The organism is Pseudomonas sp. GW821-FHT09H03, assembly GCF_059415945.1.
This window is the reverse complement of the sequence record NZ_JBWKOF010000004.1, coordinates 275701-297219: the sequence shown is the minus strand read 5'-3', so window position 1 is coordinate 297219 and position 21519 is coordinate 275701. Positions and strand designations below refer to the sequence as shown.

Genomic DNA, 21519 nt, shown 5'->3' with positions numbered 1-21519 from the left:
TTGCGCTGAAGGGCTTTCGCGGGTCATCACCCTGAGGCGCGGCACCCAGTCACCAAGAGCGAAATCGCAGGATTTTCGCTCCGTCAAACGGGTCAACGAGATAGTGCGCGTGGACTCCGAACGTCTGCAAAAGGCGGTGCGGGGTCAGCACTTCAAGCGGTTTGCCCAAGGCAACGAGGCGTCCACGTTCCAGCACGGCCAGACGATCGCAGGTGAGGGCCTGGTTGAGGTCATGCAGGGCGATCACCGTTGTCACGGGCAATGCGTGAACCAGATTCAAAATCCCTATCTGGTGCTGGATATCCAGGTGATTGGTTGGCTCGTCCAGCAGCAGGATGCGCGGGCACTGAGCCAGGGAACGAGCGATATGCACACGTTGACGCTCTCCGCCAGACAGGCTGCGCCAGGTTCGCGTGGTCAGATGCGCCGCATCCACGTTGCGCAGCGCTTGATGAACGATCTCGGTGTCCTTGGCCGACCACGAGCTCAAGGCAGACAGCCAGGGTGTTCGGCCCAGGGCCACGGCATCAAATACACTGATGGCATCCAGGGTATCGGCCTGTTGCTCAACCAGCGCCAGGGTTCGCGCTATGGTTCGTCTTGACTGTGCCTTGAGGCATTGGCCGTCGAGATGGATGCTTCCCCGGCTTGGCATGCGCACGCCGGCCAGCAGCTTGAGCAGTGTGGATTTTCCCGAACCGTTGGGCCCGATAAGGCCCAGGGTCTCGCCGTGGCGGATGTCCAGGTGGATCTCGTCCAGTAATTCAATGTCGCGAATTTGCAATCCGAGGCCGGAACAGCTCAATACAGGCTGGTCGATAAAGGGCATGGCAGCATTCATCGGGCATTCCTTCGGCCGATCAGGATCAGGGCGAACACCGGCGCTCCGACCAATGCAGTAATCACGCCGACCGGGATAACCTGGCCTTTTATGAGGGTGCGGGAGAGCACATCGGCGGCAATCAGAAACACGGCACCACCCAGCGCGCTGGCCGGTAGCAGGCGTGTATGCCCGGTACCCAGCAACAGCCTTGCGGCGTGGGGAATGACCAGACCGACGAAACCTATGGAGCCGACAATCGACACCATCACCGCCGTCACCAGTGCGGCGCAACTGATCAGCAGAAATTGCACGCGACGTACGGCAATGCCGAGCGAGGCGGCGGAGTCGGTACCAAAGGTGAAGGCATCCAGCGCGCGACGGTGCCACAGGCAAACGGCCAGACCGGCCATGGCAGCGGGAACGGCCAGCCACACCGAAGGCCAGCGCACACCACTGAGGTTGCCCAGCAACCAGAACATGATGCCGCGTGCCTGTTCGGAGCTGGCCGACTTGGTGATCAAAAATGCAGTCAGCGCATTGAACAGCTGCGAACCGGCAATCCCCGCCAGGATGATCTGACCGGTACTGCCAGGGACACCGCTGGCGCGCCCCAGTAAAACCACGACAGCAAAGGCAGCAACGGCTCCGGCAAACGCCCCGACCGACATCGAAATGGCTCCGGCACCGATACCGAGTAACGCCACCAGAACGGCCCCCGTCGAAGCGCCCGCGGAAATGCCGAGCAGATAGGGATCGGCCAACGGGTTGCGCAACAGCGATTGCAGGATCACCCCGCAGGTCGCCAGGCCCGCACCGCAAGCTCCTGCGACCAACGCGCGGGTCAGGCGGTAGTTCCAGACGATGCCTTCGTCGATGGGGTCGAGAACATAGCCGGCATTCCACAGTTTGTTGGCCAGCACCTGGAGTACCACGCCGGGTTCGATGCTTGTTTCACCGATAGCGACACCGGCAACCACGCTTAAAAGCAGGGCCACCAACGCCAGCAGGGTACGAATCAGCGCTGCAGTCATTTTGGCAGGTCGTAGCTGTTGATGGCCGTTGCCAGGGCTTGCAGCCCATCGAACATTCTCAGGCTGGCCTGCATGGCCATGGCGTCGAGGATGATGATGCGGTTGTTTTTTACCGCGTCCATGTTGCGGGTTACCGGATCGCTGTGCAGGAATGCCAGCTTCTTTTGGTAGTCGTCAGCGGGGAAACGACGGCGATCCATGCGGGCGATGACCAGGAAAGTCGGGTTGGCTTTTGCGATGGTTTCCCAACCGACCGTTGGCCACTCTTCGTCGGACTGCACCACATTGCGCACACCCAGCGTTTTGAGCATGAAGTCTGGAATGCCTTTGTGACCGGCGACATAGGGGTCGATATCCAGACTGGCACTGGAAAACCACACCAGTGCACTGGTGTGGTTCTTGTCTTGCACTGCGGCAACGGACCTGGCCAGACTGGCCTTGAGTTGCGCGTTCAACTGTTGGCCACGGGCCTGAACATCGAAAATCCTGGCCAGCTCAGTGATGCTTTTGTAGATGCTTTGCACACGAAACGGCGCCAGGCGAGTGCCGTCGGCACCGACCAGGTTGTCCTTGGATTCGCAATCCGAGGGCATGAGGTAAGTGGCGATTCCCAGTTCGTGAAACTGCTCGCGGGTAGCGACTGCGCCTTGCGGGCCGACCATCCACTCCAGCTCGACAGCGACCAGTTCCGGTCGTTTGCCGATCACCGACTCGAAACTCGGCTCGTTATCCGCCAGGCGTTCGATCTTGTCGTTTTGCCCCTTGTACTTATCCAGCACATCGTTGAACCACAGAGAAGTGCCGGCCAGTTTGTCACCCAGCCCGAGGGCAAAGAGCATTTCGGTGCCGGCCTGGCCGATCGTGACGGTTCGAGCCGGTGCGTGTGGGAAGGTCAGCGTGGCACCGCAGTTCTCGACCGTCAGCGGATATTCAGTAGGCGCGGCACAGACCAGCGAGCAAAGACCCAGGCCAGCGAATAGGGTGACAAAGCGGGGCAACAGCATGATGCATCTACATTTGAACCGTACACGGAGCAAGGGTGCACGGTCTGGAAACACATCATCGAACGCTGCCAAAAAGCAGGGCAGGGCGATCACCTGAGTGACGCGCGCGCAAGGATGTCCTTCCCGGACACCCCGCCGGTCAGTGATTGTTACTTGGCCGGCAGGTCTCCTGACTGATGCGTCATCGCATGCTCCAGCCTTCCCGGGGTTCAATCCCAGTGGCAGTTCAGGAGCACGCTCAGCACCTACAGTTGCGGGGGCAGTTCCGTTTGATGCGTTGCACGCATCACGGATTCCCTATTAATCCCATTTGGAAACCGGCGGCGGCATGTTAGTCGATCATGCCGCCCGAGGCGAACCCTCTCTGGATCAGAAGTATTTGAGCCAGCCGATATCACGACGGCGGGCCTTCACGGCGGCAAACCAGCGCACAGGCAGATACAGCGCGGCGGCCAGCAGCACCGCCGTCAGCCACACCGAAAAAATGCTATCGAAACCGAAGTAGTCGCTCTGGTTCAGACCGAACAACGCGACGCTGGTCAGATAGAGCACCTTCAGCACATAAAGGTGCAGCAGGTAGAAGAACATCGGCGCCGCACCAAACACCGCCAAAGCGCTGATCCACTGGCGTTGCCGAGCCCGCTCGAAGCCAAGAAGCAGCAACAGGCCCACCCCGAGTGTCAGCGCAAGGAACAGCAGAGAAGGTGGGTACTTAGTGATGTTGAAGAAGCTCATGAGGGTCTGTGTGGTGGTTTCATGCACCCTCCATTGCGCCTCGCCATACCCGTTGACCAGGCGCAGTGCGACAAAGCCCAAAAGCGCGCCGGCACCCCCCAGCAACAGATGGCGTTGACGCAGGCGGGCAGAGGCTGAATGCGCGAACCAGGGGCCGATGCAATAACCCAGGGCGATGACACCGATCCACGGCAGCACAGGGTAGGAGCTGCGCAGGCGCAGGCCGTCAGAGAACTCGATCCAGCCGCGATCATGCAAAATGGCCCACGGCAGGTGCATGGCTGATCCGACCGGGAAGTGCAGCGGATCGAGCAGGTTGTGCCCGGCGACGATGACCGCACCCACAACCCACAGAATCGGCCGCGGCAGCCAGACCAGCGCAGCAAGGGCAAGCATGCTCACGCCAATCGCCCAGATCACCTGCAGGTAAATCACATGGGGCGGGAACTGGAAGGTCCAGGCGAAATTCACCAGCGTGAACTCCAGCAGAACCAGGAACAGGCCACGCTTGAAGAGGAACATCGACACCGCGTTCCGGCCCTGGTGCTTTTCGCCGTACAGGTAAGCGGACAGTCCGGTGAGCAGCACGAACACCGGCGCACATAAATGGGCGAGGGTGCGGCTGAAAAACAACGTCGGCTCGGTGGTGTCGATGGCCATCGGGTCAGCCACCTGGCGGTGCAGAAAGAACGTCTCGCGTACGTGATCCAGCAGCATGAACAGGATCACCAAACCCCTGAGGGCATCGATGGACATCAGGCGTTGACTGGCGCGGGTGGCGGGTGGGGTTTGATAAAGGGTTGTCATTGAAAGCCGCAGGCAAGGGGGGGATAGCGCTGCCAGTTAACGGCCGGCAGTCAATATAATGTTATTATATAACATAAAATAATCCGAAGGCGACTCTTTCAAGGGGGGCTGTGCGCTCCCCTTCAACACTCATAAAAGCCAGTGGGAGGACCAAGAAGGGGAGATGCCATACCTGCAAGACCTACTGTCTTTTGGTTACGATAAGCACGACCGCCGCAATTCTCTCGACTTCCCTGTAGATATCCGACTCCAGTTCCTCTCCAAAGACGTCGGGATCCATCTCCCGATAGCTCCAGGCCAGTCCCGGGCGGTCAACCAGCGGCAGCGCCTGCTCAAGAAACAAATCCACGCCCTCTACACAAGGCGCGCCGGTATACAGAATCACGCTGCCTCCCGGCGTCAGGCGCTCGATCGCCTGGGTCAAAATACGCACCGATAACTCCGAACCCAAATGCTCCCCGCCATGTCGGTAGGCGCGACGTTGAGTGTCTTGCATGTATGGTGGGTTGGCGACGATCAGGTCAAAACAGCCTGTTGTTCCTGCAAGGATATCGCTGTGGCACGCGCAAACATTATCGACCCCTGCAAGCGAAGCATTGACGGCGGTGAATCTCAGGGCCAGGGGATTGATATCCAGTGCCGTGACCTGAGCGTCCGGTCGTGCCCTGGCGATCAGAATGGCACCGACCCCGCTACCGCAACCAATGTCCACTGCCGTCTGGATCGGATGCACGGAAGATTGCAGGAAGCCCTCCACTGCCTGAGCGAAACGATAGGTGTCGGGGCCGAAAAAAACCGAGTCGTGAGCCTGGGTAGGAAAACTGGAATGAACCAGGAGCAAATCGTCGAGGCTCGACCAGCGTACGCCACTCACCCACATGTCAGCCTGGGGGTGCAGGAAGCCACTTTGAAATAGCGCCTGATGCTCTTGCGCCCCAAGCAAACCGGCCTCGAACGGGCGACTCCAGCCGAAGATATCTCTCAGATTGTGCGCCGTGCGGTTTTCCTCTCGTCCATTGACCCGCAGGTGAGTCAATGGCGTCACCGTCACGAACCGATATTGCTGTTGCTGTAGACGTTGCCCCAGATGCAGCAAGGCCAGGTCTTGACTGTGGTGTTCCGATACAGCCGTGTTCGCGCTCGAGTCGCAAAGGTCGGATCGATTCATGATGTCAGTGACCCTTGAGAAAGACGTTGAGAGTAGATTCTGGTAGCGGCCAGACCTTCGGGTGTCGGGTGCGAGTCGGGACCCATCAGCGCAATAAGCTCTTCAACAGACGCCAACAGCAAAGCGGGTGACGACGCGCTCGGCGAAACTCTGCTATCGCGCCGAGGAAAGCGGTTGCGAAACGGATTGGCTGCTTCGCCTTGCCAGTCACCTGCAATCCAGTCATTCAACAGCTGTTTCTCGTAGCCATTGAACACACCGAACATGGCGGCGCCCGGACCCTCGACAAGCTGCCAGAAGCGGCTGTCCCGAGGGTCTTGATGGCGCTTGATCCAGCCCCTGTTTTCCAAAGCTGCAAGCAACTGCCGGCTTTGGCCAGGGGTGGCCAGCCACTGGTTGATGGTGCGGCCTTCGAGGCGACAGTAATCTGAATGCATGTGCTGGCCAAAGGTGCTCTTGGTCTCGAGCATGGCGACCAGTTCCTGCTCAAGCTCAAACGAGTGAATGACGTCCGTGGAGTTTTTTCCGAGATCATTGAGCAGATAGCCGGCGCGCAGGCGTTCCAGAAATACAGCCTTCGTTTCGTCGTTGGGCAAGAAATTCAAAACCGCTTCCACGGCCTTGAGTGCATGCCCGGAGCTGGCATTGTCGATGGTGACATGCAGCGTAAAGTAGTAAGGGTCGATACCCAGTTCGTTGAGTTCGAAAGCCGTGATCAGAAGATGCAAGGGCAGTTGTTCGTAGCCAAGGTTGTAGCCAAGCATTTCTGGCAGGAAATCATCTGACAGCCTTCCCAGTGCCAGTTGTATCGCCCCTTGTAGATAGAACGCGTCATCGAGCGGGGCGTGCGGCGCACAGTCGTGCTCAGTGAGCAGGTTACGAAAAAGCAGGACGTGATTGAGAGCGGGTTCGCCGTCGCCCAGTTCCTCGAGATAGGTGCGGATCAGACCGCTGTATCTCCAGTCATCGACGTGCTGGGTAGTGCCATATAGCCACGCCCCGTCCACCAGTTTGCTCGGTGCCACATGTTGCAAGAAATACAACGCATGAGCTTTGTTGGTGAAGAATTTCCTGCCTTCCCCAGCGCGTCGACCTTCCAGGTAGGTGCGGTAACGCTCGGCGACGGCCTGGCTGTTGTGTGCAACCCAGCCGGGCAGATCTGCCAGACCGATTGGCAGGTTGGCAGTGAGACACCTCGCAGCCTGCAATTGATCCTGCAGGTAGCGACGCACAGTCTCCTCCTCGACTTCACCCGGTGTCCGGATCAGCCGGGTATACAGCGAAAAATGGGCGCCCAAGGCTATTGGCGTCTTGGATGAATGCTCGGAATGAATCTGTAAGGACGTCATGGCAGGCCTGCTGACTTTTCTCGGTATGTAAGTCAGAGAGGCCCGGTATTACGAAAATTCAAAAGAGTTGAAAACTTGCCGATGGTCGACAGCAAAATGGTTCATTGCTGGATTGCGGACGCATAAGGCCGAGTTTTGATGTGTGTCATATCGGCTATCAACAATACTGTAAGACTGAAGCGACTTTCGCACCCGCGAAGGCCAGCCTGTTGGAGAGACCATGCAGATTCTCGACAATCGCAAGGCGGTGGGTACGTGGCCATTGCTACGCCTGGGCTTTCGTCCTTTCTTCCTGCTGGGCAGCACGCTGGCTGCCCTGGTGATAGCGTTATGGGTTTTCGCCATGCAAGGCTACAACTTCTGGGGCCCGCCCTTGGGTGGTTGGCTGGCGTGGCATCGGCATGAGCTGATCTTCGGTTTTGCCGGCGCGATCATTGCCGGTTTTTTGCTGACTGCGGTACAGGCATGGACGGGGCGCTCCAGCCTTGGCGGCAAGCCGCTCGGCGTACTGGTGGCGATCTGGTTGGTGGCGCGGCTGGCATGGTGGTCGGGCTCGCCGCAGTTGCTGTTGCTGGCCAACCTGCTGTTCTTTGCCAGCGTGGCATTGATCATGGCGCATTTGCTTTGGGCCGTGCGGCAAACGCGCAACTACCCAATCGTGGTGGTGCTGGCATTGTTGCTGGGCGCCGATGCGCTGACGTTGCTTGGGGTGCTGCAGGCAAACGACGCCTGGCAGCGTCAGGGCACCTGGGCTGCCGTCTGGCTCGCCGCGGCGATGCTGGGATTGATTGGCGGACGGGTGATTCCATTTTTCACCCAGCGTGGTCTCGGACGAGCTTGCGCCGTCGAGCCCTGGGGGTGGCTGGACAATGCTCTGTTGGTTGTCACTGCCTTGGTGGCGACTCTGTTTGCGTTGGGAGTTGCTCTGCAGGCGCATGCGTGGCTGGGTCTGGTTTTTTCCGCCTTGGCCGTCGGCCACGGCATTCGCCTGGTGCGCTGGTTTGATGGCGGCGTGCTGCGGGTTCCCCTGTTGTGGTCACTGCACCTGGCGTATGCCTGGCTGGTGATTGCCTGCATCAGCATGGCGCTCTGGCATTTCGGACTTCACGGCGGTATCAGTCAGGCGCTGCACGCCCTTACGGTCGGCGCTTTGGGCGGCTCGATCCTGGCCATGCTGGCGCGGGTTTCCCTAGGTCATACCGGACGACCGTTGCAGCTGCCACGGGGTTTTACCCTGGCATTCATGCTGCTCAACCTGGGTGGCCTGTTCCGTGTGCTGGCTGTCGGTGTCTGGTATCAGCCCGCGATCTGGTTGGCGGCTATCTGTTGGGTCGGCGCATTTGTCCAGTATCTGTGCTGCTATGCACCCATGCTCTGTCGTGCTCGCGCTGATGGTCAACCCGGCTGATGGAGAAAGTATGAGTTACCTATTGTTGAAGTTCATTCATTTGACGGCGGCGGCTTTCTTCATTGGCGGGGTGTTCTTCGAGGTGATGATCCTCAGTCCCGCAGCCCGCCAGCTGGATTTGGCGCCTCGCGAGCAGTTATCGAAGGCTCTGGGCGCACGGGCACGCCGTGTCATGCATTTGGTCGTGCTGGCGCTGTATGGGGCAGGACTGGGGTTGGCATGGCAGTATCGAGCAGTGCTGCGCGATCCTTTGACCGGCAGTTTCGGCACCTTGCTAGCGCTGAAAATCGGCCTGGCCCTGAGTATTCTGGGCCAATTCGGCTATGTGGTTTATCTGATGCGGACGGGGCAAATGACTGCGCAACGATCCCGGCGGATCCACCTCAGCGTGCTGGTGCATATGCTTGGCATCCTGTTTCTGGCCAAGGCGATGGTATTGCTGTCCTGGTGAGGGTTTGCATGCGTGGCGATCGGAGGGCCGACCTGTGCGGCTGACCGAGGGTGGAACCGATCCGCGCCTTATTCGCCGGCAGGGAACAATGATTGCTTGCGCCCGCCCATAGATGAATGCGGTTAGTGCCGCAAGTTGAGGTACCAATCGGCATAGGGGGTATTCGAGACCTGATACCGATTGAAGTCAGGGGATCCGTCGTTCCACCACACCGGCCCGCGCTCACCAAGCGCCACCTTCGCTGAGTGAACGCCAGCTCTGGCTTCTTTCATCTGCTGGACATCGCCAGAGGCTTTCGCTGCCTTTACCTCACGACGAGCTGCCATCAGGTCGTTGACCAGGCGCTGGCGCACATCGTCATTGAGCGATGGATTGGCGCAACGCCACAACTGCCCTTTGACCACGAAGTAGCGACCGTCCGGTGTTGTCGGATTCATATCTTTGAATCTCCACGATGCCAGGGGAGGGGCACTTTGCGTGCCCCCCCCCGTAGCGCCAGGTTGAAGCTTTAAATTACTTGGGTTACCCAGCGTCTGATCTTTGGATCAGCGTACCAGGCAAGGCTGCTTGTTGTTAAAGCTCCAGCCAGGAATCAGGAACTGCATCGCGACGCTGTCATCCCGCGCGCCGAGTCCCATGCCTTTATACACTTCGTGGGCCTTGGCCACGGCGTCCATGTCGATGTCTACCCCGAGGCCATGCCTTGACGGAACCTTCACGTAGCCACCTTCGATTTTCAGCGGCTCCCTGGTCAGGCGCTGGCCGTCCTGCCAGATCCAGTGTGTGTCTATCGCGGTGATTTCTCCCGGTGCGGCGGCGGCTACTTGAGTGAACATGGCCAGGGAGATATCGAAGTGATTGTTGGAGTGCGAGCCCCAGGTCAGACCCCACTCGTGACACATCTGGGCGACCCGGACCGAGCCCTGCATTGTCCAGAAGTGCGGGTCGGCGAGCGGTATGTCGACCGATTGCAATTGAATGGCGTGGCCCATTTCGCGCCAGTCGGTCGCGATCATGTTGGTGGCGGTCTTCAAGCCCGTGGCACGGCGGAATTCGGCCATGACTTCGCGACCTGAATAACCGTTTTCGGCACCGCATGGGTCTTCGGCGTAGGCGAGGACAGGGTGCTGGTCCCGACACAGACGGATGGCTTCCTTGAGCGACCAGGCGCCATTGGGGTCCAGGGTGATTCGGGCGTCAGGAAAACGTTCGGCCAGGGCGGTGACCGCCTCGATCTCTTCATCACCACGCAGCACCCCGCCCTTGAGCTTGAAGTCGTTGAAGCCGTACCTGGCCTTTGCGGCTTCAGCCAGGCGCACGACCGCGTCCGCGGTCATGGCTTTCTCATGACGTATCCGCAACCACTCGTCTTCAGCGTCGGACTCGTTGCGGTAAGCCAGATCCGTGACATTGCGGTCGCCAATGTAGAACAGGTAACCGAGCATTTTCACCGCGTCGCGCTGCTGCCCTTCGCCGAGCAATGCAGCTACGGGAACTTCGAGGAATTGACCCAGCAGGTCGAGTAGCGCGGCTTCCATCGCGGTCACCGCATGAATGGTGATGCGCAGGTCGAAGGTTTGCAGGCCGCGACCTGCCGCGTCACGGGACGCAAAGGTAGTGCGCATCTGATTGAGGATGCGTTGGTACTGGCCGATGGGCTGGCCGATCACAAGGGCGCGTGCGTCTTCGAGCGTTTCGCGGATGCGTTCGCCACCTGGTACTTCGCCCACCCCGGTGTTACCGCAACTATCCTTGAGAATGACAATGTTGCGGGTGAAGAACGGCCCGTGGGCACCGCTAAGGTTCAGCAACATGCTGTCGTGACCCGCTACGGGTACGACCTGGAAACTGGTGACGACAGGCGACTTGGTGATGTTGGCAGTATGTTCAGCGTTCATGGCAAGTTCCTAAAAATAAGGTGATTCAGCGATCAATGGGCTCAGAGAGATTTGCTGACTGCCGCAACCGTTGGCGCGGCGTTCGGCGGTGTCAGCAGGGACGATGCTTTGGGCGAGGTCTTGGCGAAGAACACCAGTATCGCGGCAAGCACCGAGGTGCCGGCCAGGCCATAGAGGCCGCCTTGAATCGACCCGGTTGTCTGCTCAAGGAAACCGAAGGTCGTCGGTGCCACGAAACCACCCAGGTTGCCGATCGAGTTGATCAGCGCGATGACGGCGGCGGCGATACGCGCATCCAGGTAGCCTTGGGGAATTGGCCAGAACAGCGAAGACGCCGACTTGAAGCCGATGGCCGCGAAACAGATAGCGACGAACGCGAATATCGGTCCACCGGTGGTGGACAGGAACATCCCGGCTGCTGCAATCAACAGGGCCGTTGCGACCCAGGCCTGCTGAAACTTGAACTTGCTCGACAGCGAGGCAAAGGTGTACATGGCGATGATCGAGATCAGCCAGGGAATCGAGTTGAAAAACCCTACCTGTACCTCACTCAGGTCACCCATCTTCTTGATGATGCTGGGCAGCCAGAAGGTCGCGGCGTAAATCGTCAGCTGAATACAGAAGTACAAGGCGCAAAACAGCAGGATCTGGCGGTCTTTGAGGAGCTTGCCAATGGTCGGTTTGACGCGGGTCAATGCCTCACGCTCGCGTTGTTCCTGATCGATGGCACCGACCAGCGCATCTTGCTCTTCACGGGTCATCCAGTTGGCGTCGTGAGGTTTGGAATCAAGCCAGAACCAGACGAAAAAGCCCAAAAATACCGAGGCCAGGCCTTCGATGGCGAACATCCATTGCCAGCCGTGAAAACCGAAACCTTCGATCTGCAGCAGGGCACCCGACAGCGGGCCGGAAATCAGCGAGGCTACGGCTGAGCCACTGAGGAAAATGGCAATGGCTTTACCGCGTTCGACGCCCGGCAACCAGCGGGTGAAGTAGTAGATCACGCCAGGGAAGAAACCTGCTTCGGCAATGCCCAGCAGAAAACGCAGGATGTAGAAATGGGTTTCATTCTGGATGAACGCCATCATTGTGGCGACGATGCCCCAGGTGAACATGATGCGGGTCAGCCAGATCCGCGCACCGACTTTTTGCAGCAGCATGTTGGAAGGCACTTCGAACAGCGCGTAGCCGATGAAGAACAGGCCTGCACCCAGGCCGTAGGCGGCAGCGCCGATCCCGAGGTCATGTTCCATGTGCGTGCGCACGAAACCGATATTGACCCGGTCGATATAGTTGAGGATGAACATGATCACGAAAAGCGGGAGCACATGTCTCTTCACTTTGCTCACGGCGCGCGCGAGAACCGAATCACCTTCTGGAACGACAGATGCGTTGCTTGAATTGTTCACAATTCAAATCTCCCACTGATTATTTTTATGCGGGTTTGAGCGTGACGCCGGCGGCTTGGCCGTCGGAAGCAGGGGTCGAATTACAGGGCGCCGAGCGTCTTGATCAGGGCATCCAGCTCTTGCGTCCCATTGGGCAGCAGACAGGTCTGTGCACGGAAATCGCCGGCTGCGTTGAAATCGGTCAACGGCAAAGGCAGAAGGTCTTCTGAGGAGGATTTGAGCTTTTGAGGATTCATGTGATTCGCCTGCATCGCTGGTTTTTGTTGATGTGTCTAGGATGTCTTGCGTTGATAGACATCATACAAGTTATTTTTCGGTTCGCAATGCTGGCGGCTGAGTTTTGTTTGCCTGGCGAATGCCTGAGAGCCGCTGATTCGACAGTACAATCCAGCATTCATTGAGATAAATAGGTGATTGTTGCGCGGCTGGCACGGCTTGTGACGTCAGTTAGCTGGCGGCGGCGGTGCTTATTTAAAAGATGAATGAGCTATGTTGTCATACAAGTAGGGGCGACTCTTGATCCGCCCCACCGAAGTACGCCGTCATTTCACCGAAGACTCCTTGGCCGGTGTTAAGCTCTTTACAGCGAAATTCTCTGGACGCAAATCTATGCAAATTGAACGCGGGATCCCGGTCCGTAGACGATCCACTAACCTGGCCCAGGGTGTGGTTGAAGCACTGACCCAGCGCATTTTGCTCGGGCAATTGAAGCCAGGCGAAAAGCTGCCCTCTGAATCGACCATCGTTCTGGAACACGGCGTAAGCCGCACCGTTGTCCGCGAGGCGATCTCCAAACTGCAAGCTTCGGGTCTGGTAGAAACACGGCACGGCATCGGGACGTTTGTGTTGGCGCAACAATCTCAGCCAGGGCTACGCCTGCATGTGGATACGGTGGCCAGTGTCAGGAGCATGCTTGAACTGAGATTGGGCCTGGAGGTGCAGGCTGTTGCATTGGCAGCTGTTCGCAGAACTGACGATCAGCTTGCTCGCATGCGCCAGGCCTTGAGTGATTACCAGGCTTCGTTGGCCAACAACGACAGTTGCGTCGAGGAAGACAAGCGCTTCCATCAGATCATTGCCGAGGCCACCGGCAATACTTTTTTCACAGAAATCATGCAGCACTTGGGCAATGCCATGATTCCTCGCACCCAAGTGAAGGTCGACGAACGTGGAGGCGCCGACTTTTCGCAGTTGGGTCAGTTGGCGAATATGGAGCATGAAGCGATTTTCAACGCGATCAAGCGGCAAGATCCCGATGCGGCCCGGGCTGCGATGGTGCTGCACTTGACCAATAGCCGGGATCGGTTCTCGGGAAGTTGAATCACCTTTTGCTGTTGCAGCGAAACAAGGCCAGCGCGCAAACGCTGGCCTCTGATTCAATCCGCCAACCAGGCATTGCGCCACGCCAACAGGTGTTCGTCCCTGAGCATCCAGTTATCGAGGACCACGCCGCGCAAGGCATCACCGGCCTTCGCGCTGGCGTCGGGCTCGGCGAGATGTTCGCGAATGGCGCCAATCCAGTCTTTGGCCTTGTTCCTGACCCGGGTCACCGGGAAGTCACCGCGATAGCAGAGGATGTCGGAACAGATTACCGGGAAGCCACAGGCGCCGTATTCCAATAGCCGCAGATTGCTTTTGCAGGCGTTGAACATATTGTCCTTGAGCGGCGCCAGAGCCAGGTCCAGGTTCAAGCTGGCCAGGCGTTCCGGGTATTTCTCGATATTCACGCCGCGATGGAACTCGTGGACATAGGGACGCAGTGCCGGTGGGCACATGCCCAGAAACACCCATTCCACTTCCCCGGCCAGTTCCCGAACCACTTCGGCGATGACTTGCAAGTCTTCGCCGTGGCCCGAACCGCCCGCCCAGCCGACCCTGGGCTTGCGTCCTTGTTGGCGAAGGCTGTTCAGACCGCTCCACCACTGGCTTGGCAGGCGGTTCTCTACTACGCGAATGTCGGTGTTGAAACCTTTCAGTGCATTGGCCAGTGGCTGCGTCGACACCACCAGCCGGTCGCACAGACCCACGGCTTTTTTCAGGCGCTGGGCAATGTCTTTGGGCGGCAGTTCGCGGCTTGCGCCGGGGGGCATGTCGAGAATGTAGTCATCGAGCTCGTAGATCTTGAAGGCTTTGGAAAACGCCTTGGTGTTCTGCATCGATTCCAGCTGGGGCGTGGTGTATTGCCGCTGGAAAATGATCGTGTCCGGCGCCAGTCGCTGCAACTCTACGGGCGTAAGCGCCCAGTAGCTCACCGTACCCTCGACCAGATGCGCGTCTTTCATGGCCGCGAAGGGCTGGCGTACCCGGTAGTGTCCGCAGCCGGAAAAATCACCGGGGTAGCACAGTGCGTAAGGCAGCGCGCGACTGGCGAGAGGCTGCCAGTCGGCTTCGCTGCGGCAATTGGAGGCGAAGCCACTGCCTTCCAGGGTCAGGTTGCGGTTGTAGGCCGGGTCGTTGGCCAGTAGCGGCAGCCAACGCTGGTACATCGTCGACTGTTCGCGCTTGAAGCGTTCGCGTTTGTCTTGCAGTCTGGTCGTGTCGACCGTGTGCTGGCTCACACTGTTTTCATGCATCAGCACCGCATAGGGCGTCCAGACAATCAGGCGCCCGGCCTGGCCGACTTTCAGGCACAGATCCACGTCGTTAAAGGAAACCGTCAGGTCGGCCTCGTCCAGACCGCCCACCTGGTGGTACAGCTCAGTGTGGATCATCAGGCAGGCGGCGGTGACCGCGCTGTAGTTCTGGTCAACCTGCAAACGGTGAAGGTAGCCGTTGGACTGCATGGGGTCGCGGATGAATGGGTGGTCTGCGACGCCGCACAAGCCCAGTACCACGCCTGCATGCTGAATAGTGCCGTCGGGGAACAACAGTTTGGCGCCGACTACGCCGACTTCCGGCCGCTGGGCGTGATGGAGCAGGGCGTCAAGCCAGTCCCCGTCAATGACTGCCGTGTCATTGTTGAGCAGCACCAGGTATTCGCCACGGGCGTGGCCGGCGGCAAAGTTGTTGATCGCCGCATAGTTGAACGGGTGAGGGTAACGCAGGATGCGCACCTTGGCGTCGTCCAGGCTTTCCATGCCCCCGAACCAATCCCGGGCTTCGGCGGTTTCACTGTTGTTATCGACAATGATCAGTTCGTAATTTGTGTAGCGGGTTTTCTCCATGATGCTTTCGATGCAGCGCAGCAGCATCGGCAGGCAGTCCTTGGTGGGAATGATGATGGACACCAAAGGCTGCCCGGCGTGTTGGTACACCACGCGGTTGGCCATCGGCAAAGGCCCGGCGCGCAGTTCATGAGCCACGCCCAGGCGTTGCAAGTGCGCCTGGACGATAGCCGCGGAGTGCGCGGAGACTTGGGGTTCACCGAGCCATTGGGCGAAATTGATTGCCTGGTGCACCAGCACATCACTGATGTGCCCGACGGTGCCCAGCCCATGATTTTCAAGCAGCCTGTAGAGCAGGTCATGGGGCGCCAATTCGGCGAAGGCGGGATCGAAGCCATCGGCAGCCAGCGCGGCCTCGCGACTGAAGGTCAGGGCTCGGCCGACATAGGGATAACTGCGCAACAGATCCAGGTTCAGGTCCGGCTTGAAGACCGGGTCCTGGCAGCCGGTTGCAGTCAGCGAGTCTTCGTCGCTGTAGCAGGCGCTGATGCCGGGATTCAGGGCAATGCCTTCGGCCAGCAGGAGCAGGGCGTGGGGGTCAAGTTGGTCGCCGCCGCGCAGCAGGTACCACCAGTCGACCTCAATGCCCTGCAGCAGCTCATTGAGCTGGCTCGGCCAGGATTCAGCCAGCGGTAGCCAGACCAGATTGTCGGCCGGCGTGACCCCTACCGGTTCTGCATTGGACAGCACGACGATAGCCGCCGCCCCATAGAGCTGGCGGTCGATGCTTTCCAGGCTGGAGCGCAACAACGCAATGTCACCGGTGGTATCGGTCAATACCAGCAACACGTCCGGCTGCCGCGGCCAGCTCGCCAGCCGCGCCGGCAGATTGTCCAACTCGGCGGCAGACAGTTGGCGGGTGTCCAGCCAGCTGCGATACAGGTCGACATTGCGCTGCTGTTGGCCGGCATCCGCCAGAACGCCGAAAAAACGTTCCACAGCGTGAGCCAGGGTGCCTTCGAGCTGGCCGCATTCAGGCTCGAAATCCTTGCCCGTCAGCTGCATCCGTTGCAGGGGGGCCAAGGCTTCGGTGCGCACAAAGAACATGCTGCCGACAAAAAAATGCGAACTGTCGATACCTCGTGGGTCAAAACTGGCACGCTCGGACAGGCTGACCAAGTGTGCGCGGGTGTTTTCAGCAAGGTTTCTGCTGACCGGCAGCCAGTACTTCTCGGTGCCCAGCAGTGGATGACGCGCCGGATCGGCCAGGTGTTCTATCGATTGGCGAAAGCGCACGGGGTTCAGCAGGTCATCGAATACGTCATCGGTGAGGGCGTTCGTGCCCCCCAAGCGCAGGGTATGCAGCTTGACCAGCGTGCGAATGTTATCGGCACGTAAAAATGGCAGCACCTGCAGGAATGGCAATACATCCCTGCCGTGGTTCGGCACCCGGTACAGCGAATAACTCAGCCCGCTGGCCGCCAGTTGGGCGCGCACCGCAGCCTCACAGTTGGCCACGCAAGTCACGTAGAGGTGCAGGCGTTCATACAGGTTGATCAAGCGGACCAGAATGTCGCGCAGTACATCGGGATCATAGGCATGGATGACCACGCCGACTGGCGGCTCGCCGTCTTCCAGAAGAGGCTGCTGCGCGACCAGCACTTCGCACTCATCGACGGGCTGGATTGCACAAGTCAGGTGAGCACCATTGGCGCAGGGGGTATCTGTCATGTTCACACCGAATTAAATAGGAGGCGAAGTGTGCTCGAACTGGCAGCAGGCACCTGCCAGGCGCCGTCTCGACGTAGAGGAAATTTTCAGCCGGCACGTTGCGACTCACGACGGGGTGCGCGGTATTACTCCCGGCATACAACCGTCAATGAAATGTTGTTCGTTGCGAGTAAAAGGGGGGCGATGCAGGAAGTGTTCCAGTTCCCGGCATCGACGCCAGTGCGAGCGTCTATTCCGGCGATCTGCGCTGCCACCTGGCAAACCTTGCCGCCAGGCGATCTCCCGCAATAGGGCCAGCGCCGAAAGGCGCATTTTTTGACCCGGTCCACTGGGTGGCCATCGACAAAATCCCCCCTGTCGGCCTCCATGAACCCGCAACCAGATCTTTTGCTCCATTCATTAACATCACCAGGACGGGTCTGCCATGAGCACTTTCAGAGAACTGCTTACCCCGGAATATGAGCGCAGACTTTGCGCCCTGGATTGCTGGTATCGAACCCTCGAGAACCGCTCGCTGCGCATGGATTGTCCCGATGCCTACCACGAGGAGCTGATTCGTCAGGCCGACGAAATGGATCGCCAGGGCATGGTCAGTTGGGAGCAATGGCGAGACCTTCGGGTGATGGCGGATCAATCTTATCTACGTGCCATCGAGGGGGGCGATTACAAGACTGTTGCTCCAGGCAGCAGGACATATGAAATAGCTGAGACTGCGGCTGGTAACACGACAAGCAGGCCATAGAAGGAACCCGATATGTGTAAATTCGTCCTGCAATACCTGTTCAACGGTGAGCTTCGTTCACACCTTTTCGAACTCAAGCAGACTCGATTGCCTCTACACGAAGCGGCAATGCACCTGCTTGAGCTGCATTATGGCGATGGAGAGAACAGCCTGATGATGCCCAATGCCGACGCGACGCCCAGTGAGGTTTTAGAGCAGGCTGAGCGAGTAGGGGTGACGCAGATCAAGGTTGTCGATCAATCCAGTTAATGCGGGTTGGTCCTGCTGTCGACTCTGCAATACATCGATTTTGTGTAATGGCCGTGATGAGCGTGCCAGTGAACTCGGGCTGGTTCATCAGTTCTACGGGACTTCAAAACTTTTCAAAACCCGCGAAGGTCTGCTTTCAGGTAACAAAAGGAGGCCCGAAGGCCTCCTTTCTCGATCAGGCATTTGCGAACTCAGAGCTTAACTGGGCAGCGGCCTTCTTGAAGGCAACCTTCATTTCTTCGATCACGCTGCTGTTGTGCTCAAATGAGATGTAAATACGGCCATACGGAGACGGCATGATCAACACTCCTGCTTCACGCAGCGCAAGGTGCAATGCCTTGCTGAAGCCAGGGTTCGCTATTTCGACTGCCTGCTCGTACGTGACCGGGGTTGTGGCCCCCAGCCAAATGCTAAAAACACTGCCGTAGCCGCTGGTTGAAATGATTACGCCATGGGACTCGAAAATGGCCTCAACCGCAACGCGCAGATCGTTGCCGCGCTGGATAAGCTGCTCGTAGTCGCTGTTATCCAGTTGAGTCAGGGTGCTTGTCACGGCTGCGCATGCCAGTGGATTGCCACTGAAGGTGCCCCCGCGAAGAACACGTCCTTCTTCAAAACCCGCCAGGATGTGAGGTTTGCCAACGATCGCGGAAACTGGCACACCGTTACCAATCGCTTTGCCGACGCTCGCGATATCAGGGCTCAAACCTTCATGCAGCCCTGCCAGACCAGCATACAGCCGGAAACCCATCAGCACCTCGTCACAAATCACGAGTGCACCGTGTTTATGAGCAACGGCCTGCACATGTTTGAGGTAACCAGGCAATGGCATGATGCAGCCAGCGTTGGCCAGCATGGGCTCAAGGATGACCGCCGCGATGTCATTGTCTTCTTCGAACAGGCGCTCTATGTCTGCGAAATCGTTGTAGCGGATCAGCGTGGTACGTTCGGTGGACGGACGCTTGCCATCGAGGAAGGTCGCTTCATTGGAGGTGACGTTGCCGTAGCTGACATCATCGAACCAGCCATCGAAACCGGCAGCCATCTTGGCAATTTTTCCACGGCCGGTGTACGCCCGGGCTGCACGGCAGGCGAGGTGCACTGCTTCGCTGCCGGAGTTGGTGAAAATCACCTTCGAGAGCTCGCCGGTATGTTTTGCCAGTTCGGTTGCGGCGCCATGCTCACGGACATGAGCCCAGGATGGCGCGGCACTGTCGCCTAGCGCTTCAGTAACGGCGGCATTTACCGAGTCGTTGGAGTGACCCAGTAATACCGCACCAAAGCCCAGCGCGGTATCGATGTATTTGCGACCTTTGTCATCCCAAAGGTATGCGCCTTTGCCTTTGCTAATGAACAGTTTTTCCCCATTCAGGTCAGGCAGGATACGGGCTGCACTGGAAACATCACCCACTAAATTAGGCATAAAAACCTCTGAATTTTGACAGTAGTTAGCCGTCCCGGGTATTGGGCCCGAGAGGGGTTTTACGTAGCTTTTAACGAGCCTTGTTAGGCTGTGCGTGCCTGCTTATTCTTGTTTTATCTTCATTTTCTCGTTGCGACGGCGGAGTAACTCCAGCGTCAGCAACATCAATACGGAAAGGATGACCATGATGGTGGCGACAGCCGCGATGTTTGGACTGATGTTCTCCCTGATACCCGAGAACATCTTAAGCGGAAGCGTTCTTTGCGACGGGCTGGCCAGGAAGAGGGTGACCACCACTTCATCGAAAGACGTGGCAAACGCGAACAGTCCTCCCGAGATCACCCCTGGGGCAATCAAAGGCAATACGATTTTAAAGAAGACGGTGAGCGGCGGGGCGCCCAGACTGGCAGCGGCTCTGCTCAGATTGGTGTTGAAGCCCTGCAAGGTCGCGTTGACCGTGATAACTACGAAAGGGACCCCCAGCATCGCGTGCGCCAGTACCAATCCAATGTAGCTATTGAGCAACTGCAGTTTGGCGAAGAAGAAGTACAGACCTACTGCGACGATGATCAGAGGCACGATCATTGGCGAGATGAGGAAGGCCATCACCACGTTTTTGAACGGGAAGTTGCCCCGGCACAAGCCAACGGATGCCATCGTCCCGAACACCATCGCCAGCAAGGTGGCGCCTGGGGCGATGATGAAGCTGTTCTTGAATGCTTGGCGCCATTCTTGAGACGACATCAGCTCTTCATACCAACGGAAAGAGAAACCATCCATTGGGTATGTGAGAAAAGACGACGAATTGAACGATAAAGGAATGATCACCAGTATCGGAACAATCAAAAACAGCAGTACAAGGATGGAGGTGGAAGCCAATCCAAACCTGGCCAGTTTCTCTGCAGAGGAAGCGTAAGGCTGCAACATGTCGTTTACCTCGCCTGGGTTTGGTTGGTGAGCTTTCCGTACACTACATAGAGCAGCAAGGTTGCGATCAGCAGCAAGCTACCTAGCGCCGACGCCATGCCCCAGTTGACGGTTTTGTTGGTGTAGAACGCTACGAAGTAACTGACCATTTGATCCGCTGCACCACCCACCAGCGCGGGCGTCACGTAGTAGCCGATCGCCAGAATGAAGGTGAGCAAACCGCCAGCTGCCAGCCCCGCGAAAGTCTGGGGGACATACACTCGCCAGAAGGCAACGAAAGGATGGGCCCCAAGAGAAATGGCGGCTCGAACATAGTTCGAAGGAATGCTTTTCATCACGCTATAGAGCGGCAAAATCATGAAAGGCAGAAGGACATGCGTCATGGCGATGATGACTCCAGTCCTGTTGAAAACAAGCTGGACAGGTGCGTCCACAATCCCCAGGAACATGAGCGAGCGGTTAATCAGCCCATCTGATTGCAACAGTACGATCCACGCCGCTGTGCGAACAATCAGCGATGTCCAGAAGGGCAGCAAAACGCAGATCATCAACAGATTGCTTTTGCCTTCAGGCAACGTGGCCAACCAGTATGCAACTGGAAAACCCAGTAACAGGCAGAGGATGGTTACCACGCCGCCGATATAGAAGGTGCGGGTGAAAATATCCACGTATATCGATTGGTTCGGCTCTGCTTTGACAATGCTGCCGGTGGCGGAATCAACTCGATGATCGAGGGCCGCAAGCAAGAAGTAAGGTGTGAGCTTCGAAGAAGCCTGCTTCAGGGCCTTCCAATAATTCAAATCTGCCCAGGCACTGTCCACGGCAATCAGCGCCTCGCGCTTAGACGTGACGGTGCCGTCCGGGAGCTTGCGTATCGTTTTGGTGATAACGGTTCGGTAAGCAGGGATTTCGTAACTCAAGCGTTTGGAAAGCGCTCCGATCTGTCCGCTCTCTTTGGCGCTGGCCAAGTCTTTTACCAAAGCATCGTAAGTCTCATCACCCGGAAGCGAGATGCCGTCCCAGGATTCGAGCGCCAGCGTGGTTGCAGGCATGGCGCTGTGCACATCGGGGTTGTCCACGCTGCGAGTAAGCATGGTGCCAATTGGGAAGGCGAAGCATACGAGTACGAAAAGAAATAGCGGCGCGATAAGCGCTAGCGATTTGAGTTTGTATGAGCGTTCGGACTTTCTGAGCTTGGCTCTAAGATCTAACGCTTGCGCCTTATTTGAAAGAATTGCTGCTGACTGACTCATGATCGGC

Annotated in this window: 19 protein-coding genes and 1 riboswitch; of the genes, 5 read left to right on the top strand and 14 right to left on the bottom strand. The window is 58.1% G+C overall.

Going from position 1 to position 21519, the window contains the following annotated elements; translation table 11 throughout:
- Window positions 1-49: 49 nt before the first annotated feature.
- From AC07OG_RS07975 to AC07OG_RS07950, 6 genes are all read right to left on the bottom strand, one after another.
- A complete protein-coding gene (locus tag AC07OG_RS07975) occupies window positions 50-841 on the bottom strand; it encodes an ABC transporter ATP-binding protein (protein WP_495066676.1) in 792 nt (263 codons plus the stop codon).
- The gene (locus AC07OG_RS07970; protein ID WP_177336978.1) at window positions 838-1842 is read right to left on the bottom strand and encodes a FecCD family ABC transporter permease; all 1005 of its coding nucleotides are present in this window, start codon (window positions 1840-1842) and stop codon (window positions 838-840) included. Before AC07OG_RS07970 ends, AC07OG_RS07975 begins: the two co-directional genes overlap by 4 nt.
- A gap of 8 nt (window positions 1843-1850) precedes the next feature.
- A complete protein-coding gene (locus AC07OG_RS07965) occupies window positions 1851-2858 on the bottom strand; it encodes an ABC transporter substrate-binding protein (RefSeq protein WP_495066675.1) in 1008 nt (335 codons plus the stop codon).
- A 142-nt stretch (window positions 2859-3000) separates the two neighbouring features.
- Window positions 3001-3195, bottom strand: a riboswitch (cobalamin riboswitch).
- A 32-nt stretch (window positions 3196-3227) separates the two neighbouring features.
- Window positions 3228-4400 carry an acetyltransferase domain-containing protein gene (locus AC07OG_RS07960; protein ID WP_495066674.1) on the bottom strand — a complete coding sequence of 391 codons (1173 nt, stop codon included), beginning with the start codon at window positions 4398-4400 and terminating at the stop codon, window positions 3228-3230.
- A gap of 181 nt (window positions 4401-4581) precedes the next feature.
- Window positions 4582-5568, bottom strand: coding sequence for a methyltransferase (locus AC07OG_RS07955; protein ID WP_495066673.1), 987 nt, complete (start codon window positions 5566-5568; stop codon window positions 4582-4584).
- Window positions 5565-6917: an iron-containing redox enzyme family protein gene (locus AC07OG_RS07950; protein ID WP_495066672.1), complete on the bottom strand. Its 1353-nt coding sequence runs from the start codon at window positions 6915-6917 to the stop codon at window positions 5565-5567. Before AC07OG_RS07950 ends, AC07OG_RS07955 begins: the two co-directional genes overlap by 4 nt.
- 220 nt (window positions 6918-7137) lie before the next feature.
- Between AC07OG_RS07950 and AC07OG_RS07945 the strand changes: the two genes are divergently transcribed.
- Window positions 7138-8325 carry an NnrS family protein gene (locus AC07OG_RS07945; RefSeq protein WP_495066671.1) on the top strand — a complete coding sequence of 396 codons (1188 nt, stop codon included), beginning with the start codon at window positions 7138-7140 and terminating at the stop codon, window positions 8323-8325.
- Between the two features lie 10 nt (window positions 8326-8335).
- Complete coding sequence (locus AC07OG_RS07940; protein ID WP_218423004.1) at window positions 8336-8776, top strand: CopD family copper resistance protein; 441 nt, start codon at window positions 8336-8338, stop codon at window positions 8774-8776.
- 122 nt (window positions 8777-8898) lie between these two features.
- On the opposite strand, the gene AC07OG_RS07935 is transcribed toward AC07OG_RS07940, so the two are convergent.
- The 4 genes from AC07OG_RS07935 to AC07OG_RS07920 all read right to left on the bottom strand — a co-directional run bounded on the left by AC07OG_RS07935 (window position 8899) and on the right by AC07OG_RS07920 (window position 12319).
- Window positions 8899-9213: a hypothetical protein gene (locus AC07OG_RS07935; protein WP_495066670.1), complete on the bottom strand. Its 315-nt coding sequence runs from the start codon at window positions 9211-9213 to the stop codon at window positions 8899-8901.
- A 108-nt stretch (window positions 9214-9321) separates the two neighbouring features.
- The gene (gene gudD / locus AC07OG_RS07930; RefSeq protein ID WP_495066669.1) at window positions 9322-10674 is read right to left on the bottom strand and encodes a glucarate dehydratase; all 1353 of its coding nucleotides are present in this window, start codon (window positions 10672-10674) and stop codon (window positions 9322-9324) included.
- A gap of 41 nt (window positions 10675-10715) precedes the next feature.
- Window positions 10716-12083, bottom strand: a complete 1368-nt coding sequence (locus AC07OG_RS07925; RefSeq protein ID WP_495066668.1) for an MFS transporter — start codon at window positions 12081-12083, stop codon at window positions 10716-10718.
- An 80-nt stretch (window positions 12084-12163) separates the two neighbouring features.
- Window positions 12164-12319 carry a hypothetical protein gene (locus tag AC07OG_RS07920; RefSeq protein WP_177336974.1) on the bottom strand — a complete coding sequence of 52 codons (156 nt, stop codon included), beginning with the start codon at window positions 12317-12319 and terminating at the stop codon, window positions 12164-12166.
- A gap of 373 nt (window positions 12320-12692) precedes the next feature.
- On the opposite strand from AC07OG_RS07920, the gene AC07OG_RS07915 reads away from it, so the two are divergent.
- Window positions 12693-13403, top strand: a complete 711-nt coding sequence (locus AC07OG_RS07915; RefSeq protein WP_495066717.1) for a FadR/GntR family transcriptional regulator — start codon at window positions 12693-12695, stop codon at window positions 13401-13403.
- Between the two features lie 56 nt (window positions 13404-13459).
- On the opposite strand, the gene AC07OG_RS07910 is transcribed toward AC07OG_RS07915, so the two are convergent.
- Window positions 13460-16918 carry a glycosyltransferase gene (locus AC07OG_RS07910; RefSeq protein WP_495066667.1) on the bottom strand — a complete coding sequence of 1153 codons (3459 nt, stop codon included), beginning with the start codon at window positions 16916-16918 and terminating at the stop codon, window positions 13460-13462.
- 424 nt (window positions 16919-17342) lie between these two features.
- Here AC07OG_RS07910 and AC07OG_RS07905 point away from each other — a divergent pair, with 424 nt between their 5' ends.
- Together AC07OG_RS07905 and AC07OG_RS07900 are read left to right on the top strand one after the other, a co-directional pair.
- Complete coding sequence (locus tag AC07OG_RS07905; RefSeq protein ID WP_495066666.1) at window positions 17343-17660, top strand: hypothetical protein; 318 nt, start codon at window positions 17343-17345, stop codon at window positions 17658-17660.
- A gap of 12 nt (window positions 17661-17672) precedes the next feature.
- On the top strand, window positions 17673-17909 hold the full coding sequence (locus AC07OG_RS07900; RefSeq protein WP_495066665.1) for a hypothetical protein: 237 nt from the start codon (window positions 17673-17675) through the stop codon (window positions 17907-17909).
- A 175-nt stretch (window positions 17910-18084) separates the two neighbouring features.
- Here the strand turns inward: AC07OG_RS07900 and AC07OG_RS07895 are convergent, their stop codons facing one another.
- From AC07OG_RS07895 to AC07OG_RS07885, 3 genes are all read right to left on the bottom strand, one after another.
- Window positions 18085-19332, bottom strand: coding sequence for an aspartate aminotransferase family protein (locus AC07OG_RS07895; RefSeq protein ID WP_218423008.1), 1248 nt, complete (start codon window positions 19330-19332; stop codon window positions 18085-18087).
- 102 nt (window positions 19333-19434) lie between these two features.
- Complete coding sequence (locus AC07OG_RS07890; protein ID WP_218423009.1) at window positions 19435-20259, bottom strand: ABC transporter permease; 825 nt, start codon at window positions 20257-20259, stop codon at window positions 19435-19437.
- A 5-nt stretch (window positions 20260-20264) separates the two neighbouring features.
- Complete coding sequence (locus AC07OG_RS07885; protein WP_218423010.1) at window positions 20265-21512, bottom strand: ABC transporter permease; 1248 nt, start codon at window positions 21510-21512, stop codon at window positions 20265-20267.
- Between the last annotated feature and the right edge of the window lie 7 nt (window positions 21513-21519).

Coding starts and splice junctions, on each gene's coding strand:
- AC07OG_RS07975 (WP_495066676.1), bottom strand. CDS start 841: ATGAATGCTGCCATGCCCTTTATCGACCAGCCTGTATTGAGCTGTTCC.
- AC07OG_RS07965 (WP_495066675.1), bottom strand. CDS start 2,858: ATGCTGTTGCCCCGCTTTGTCACCCTATTCGCTGGCCTGGGTCTTTGC.
- AC07OG_RS07960 (WP_495066674.1), bottom strand. CDS start 4,400: ATGACAACCCTTTATCAAACCCCACCCGCCACCCGCGCCAGTCAACGC.
- AC07OG_RS07955 (WP_495066673.1), bottom strand. CDS start 5,568: ATGAATCGATCCGACCTTTGCGACTCGAGCGCGAACACGGCTGTATCG.
- AC07OG_RS07950 (WP_495066672.1), bottom strand. CDS start 6,917: ATGACGTCCTTACAGATTCATTCCGAGCATTCATCCAAGACGCCAATA.
- AC07OG_RS07945 (WP_495066671.1), top strand. CDS start 7,138: ATGCAGATTCTCGACAATCGCAAGGCGGTGGGTACGTGGCCATTGCTA.
- AC07OG_RS07940 (WP_218423004.1), top strand. CDS start 8,336: ATGAGTTACCTATTGTTGAAGTTCATTCATTTGACGGCGGCGGCTTTC.
- AC07OG_RS07935 (WP_495066670.1), bottom strand. CDS start 9,213: ATGAATCCGACAACACCGGACGGTCGCTACTTCGTGGTCAAAGGGCAG.
- gudD (WP_495066669.1), bottom strand. CDS start 10,674: ATGAACGCTGAACATACTGCCAACATCACCAAGTCGCCTGTCGTCACC.
- AC07OG_RS07920 (WP_177336974.1), bottom strand. CDS start 12,319: ATGAATCCTCAAAAGCTCAAATCCTCCTCAGAAGACCTTCTGCCTTTG.
- AC07OG_RS07915 (WP_495066717.1), top strand. CDS start 12,693: ATGCAAATTGAACGCGGGATCCCGGTCCGTAGACGATCCACTAACCTG.
- AC07OG_RS07910 (WP_495066667.1), bottom strand. CDS start 16,918: ATGACAGATACCCCCTGCGCCAATGGTGCTCACCTGACTTGTGCAATC.
- AC07OG_RS07905 (WP_495066666.1), top strand. CDS start 17,343: ATGAGCACTTTCAGAGAACTGCTTACCCCGGAATATGAGCGCAGACTT.
- AC07OG_RS07900 (WP_495066665.1), top strand. CDS start 17,673: ATGTGTAAATTCGTCCTGCAATACCTGTTCAACGGTGAGCTTCGTTCA.
- AC07OG_RS07895 (WP_218423008.1), bottom strand. CDS start 19,332: ATGCCTAATTTAGTGGGTGATGTTTCCAGTGCAGCCCGTATCCTGCCT.
- AC07OG_RS07890 (WP_218423009.1), bottom strand. CDS start 20,259: ATGTTGCAGCCTTACGCTTCCTCTGCAGAGAAACTGGCCAGGTTTGGA.
- AC07OG_RS07885 (WP_218423010.1), bottom strand. CDS start 21,512: ATGAGTCAGTCAGCAGCAATTCTTTCAAATAAGGCGCAAGCGTTAGAT.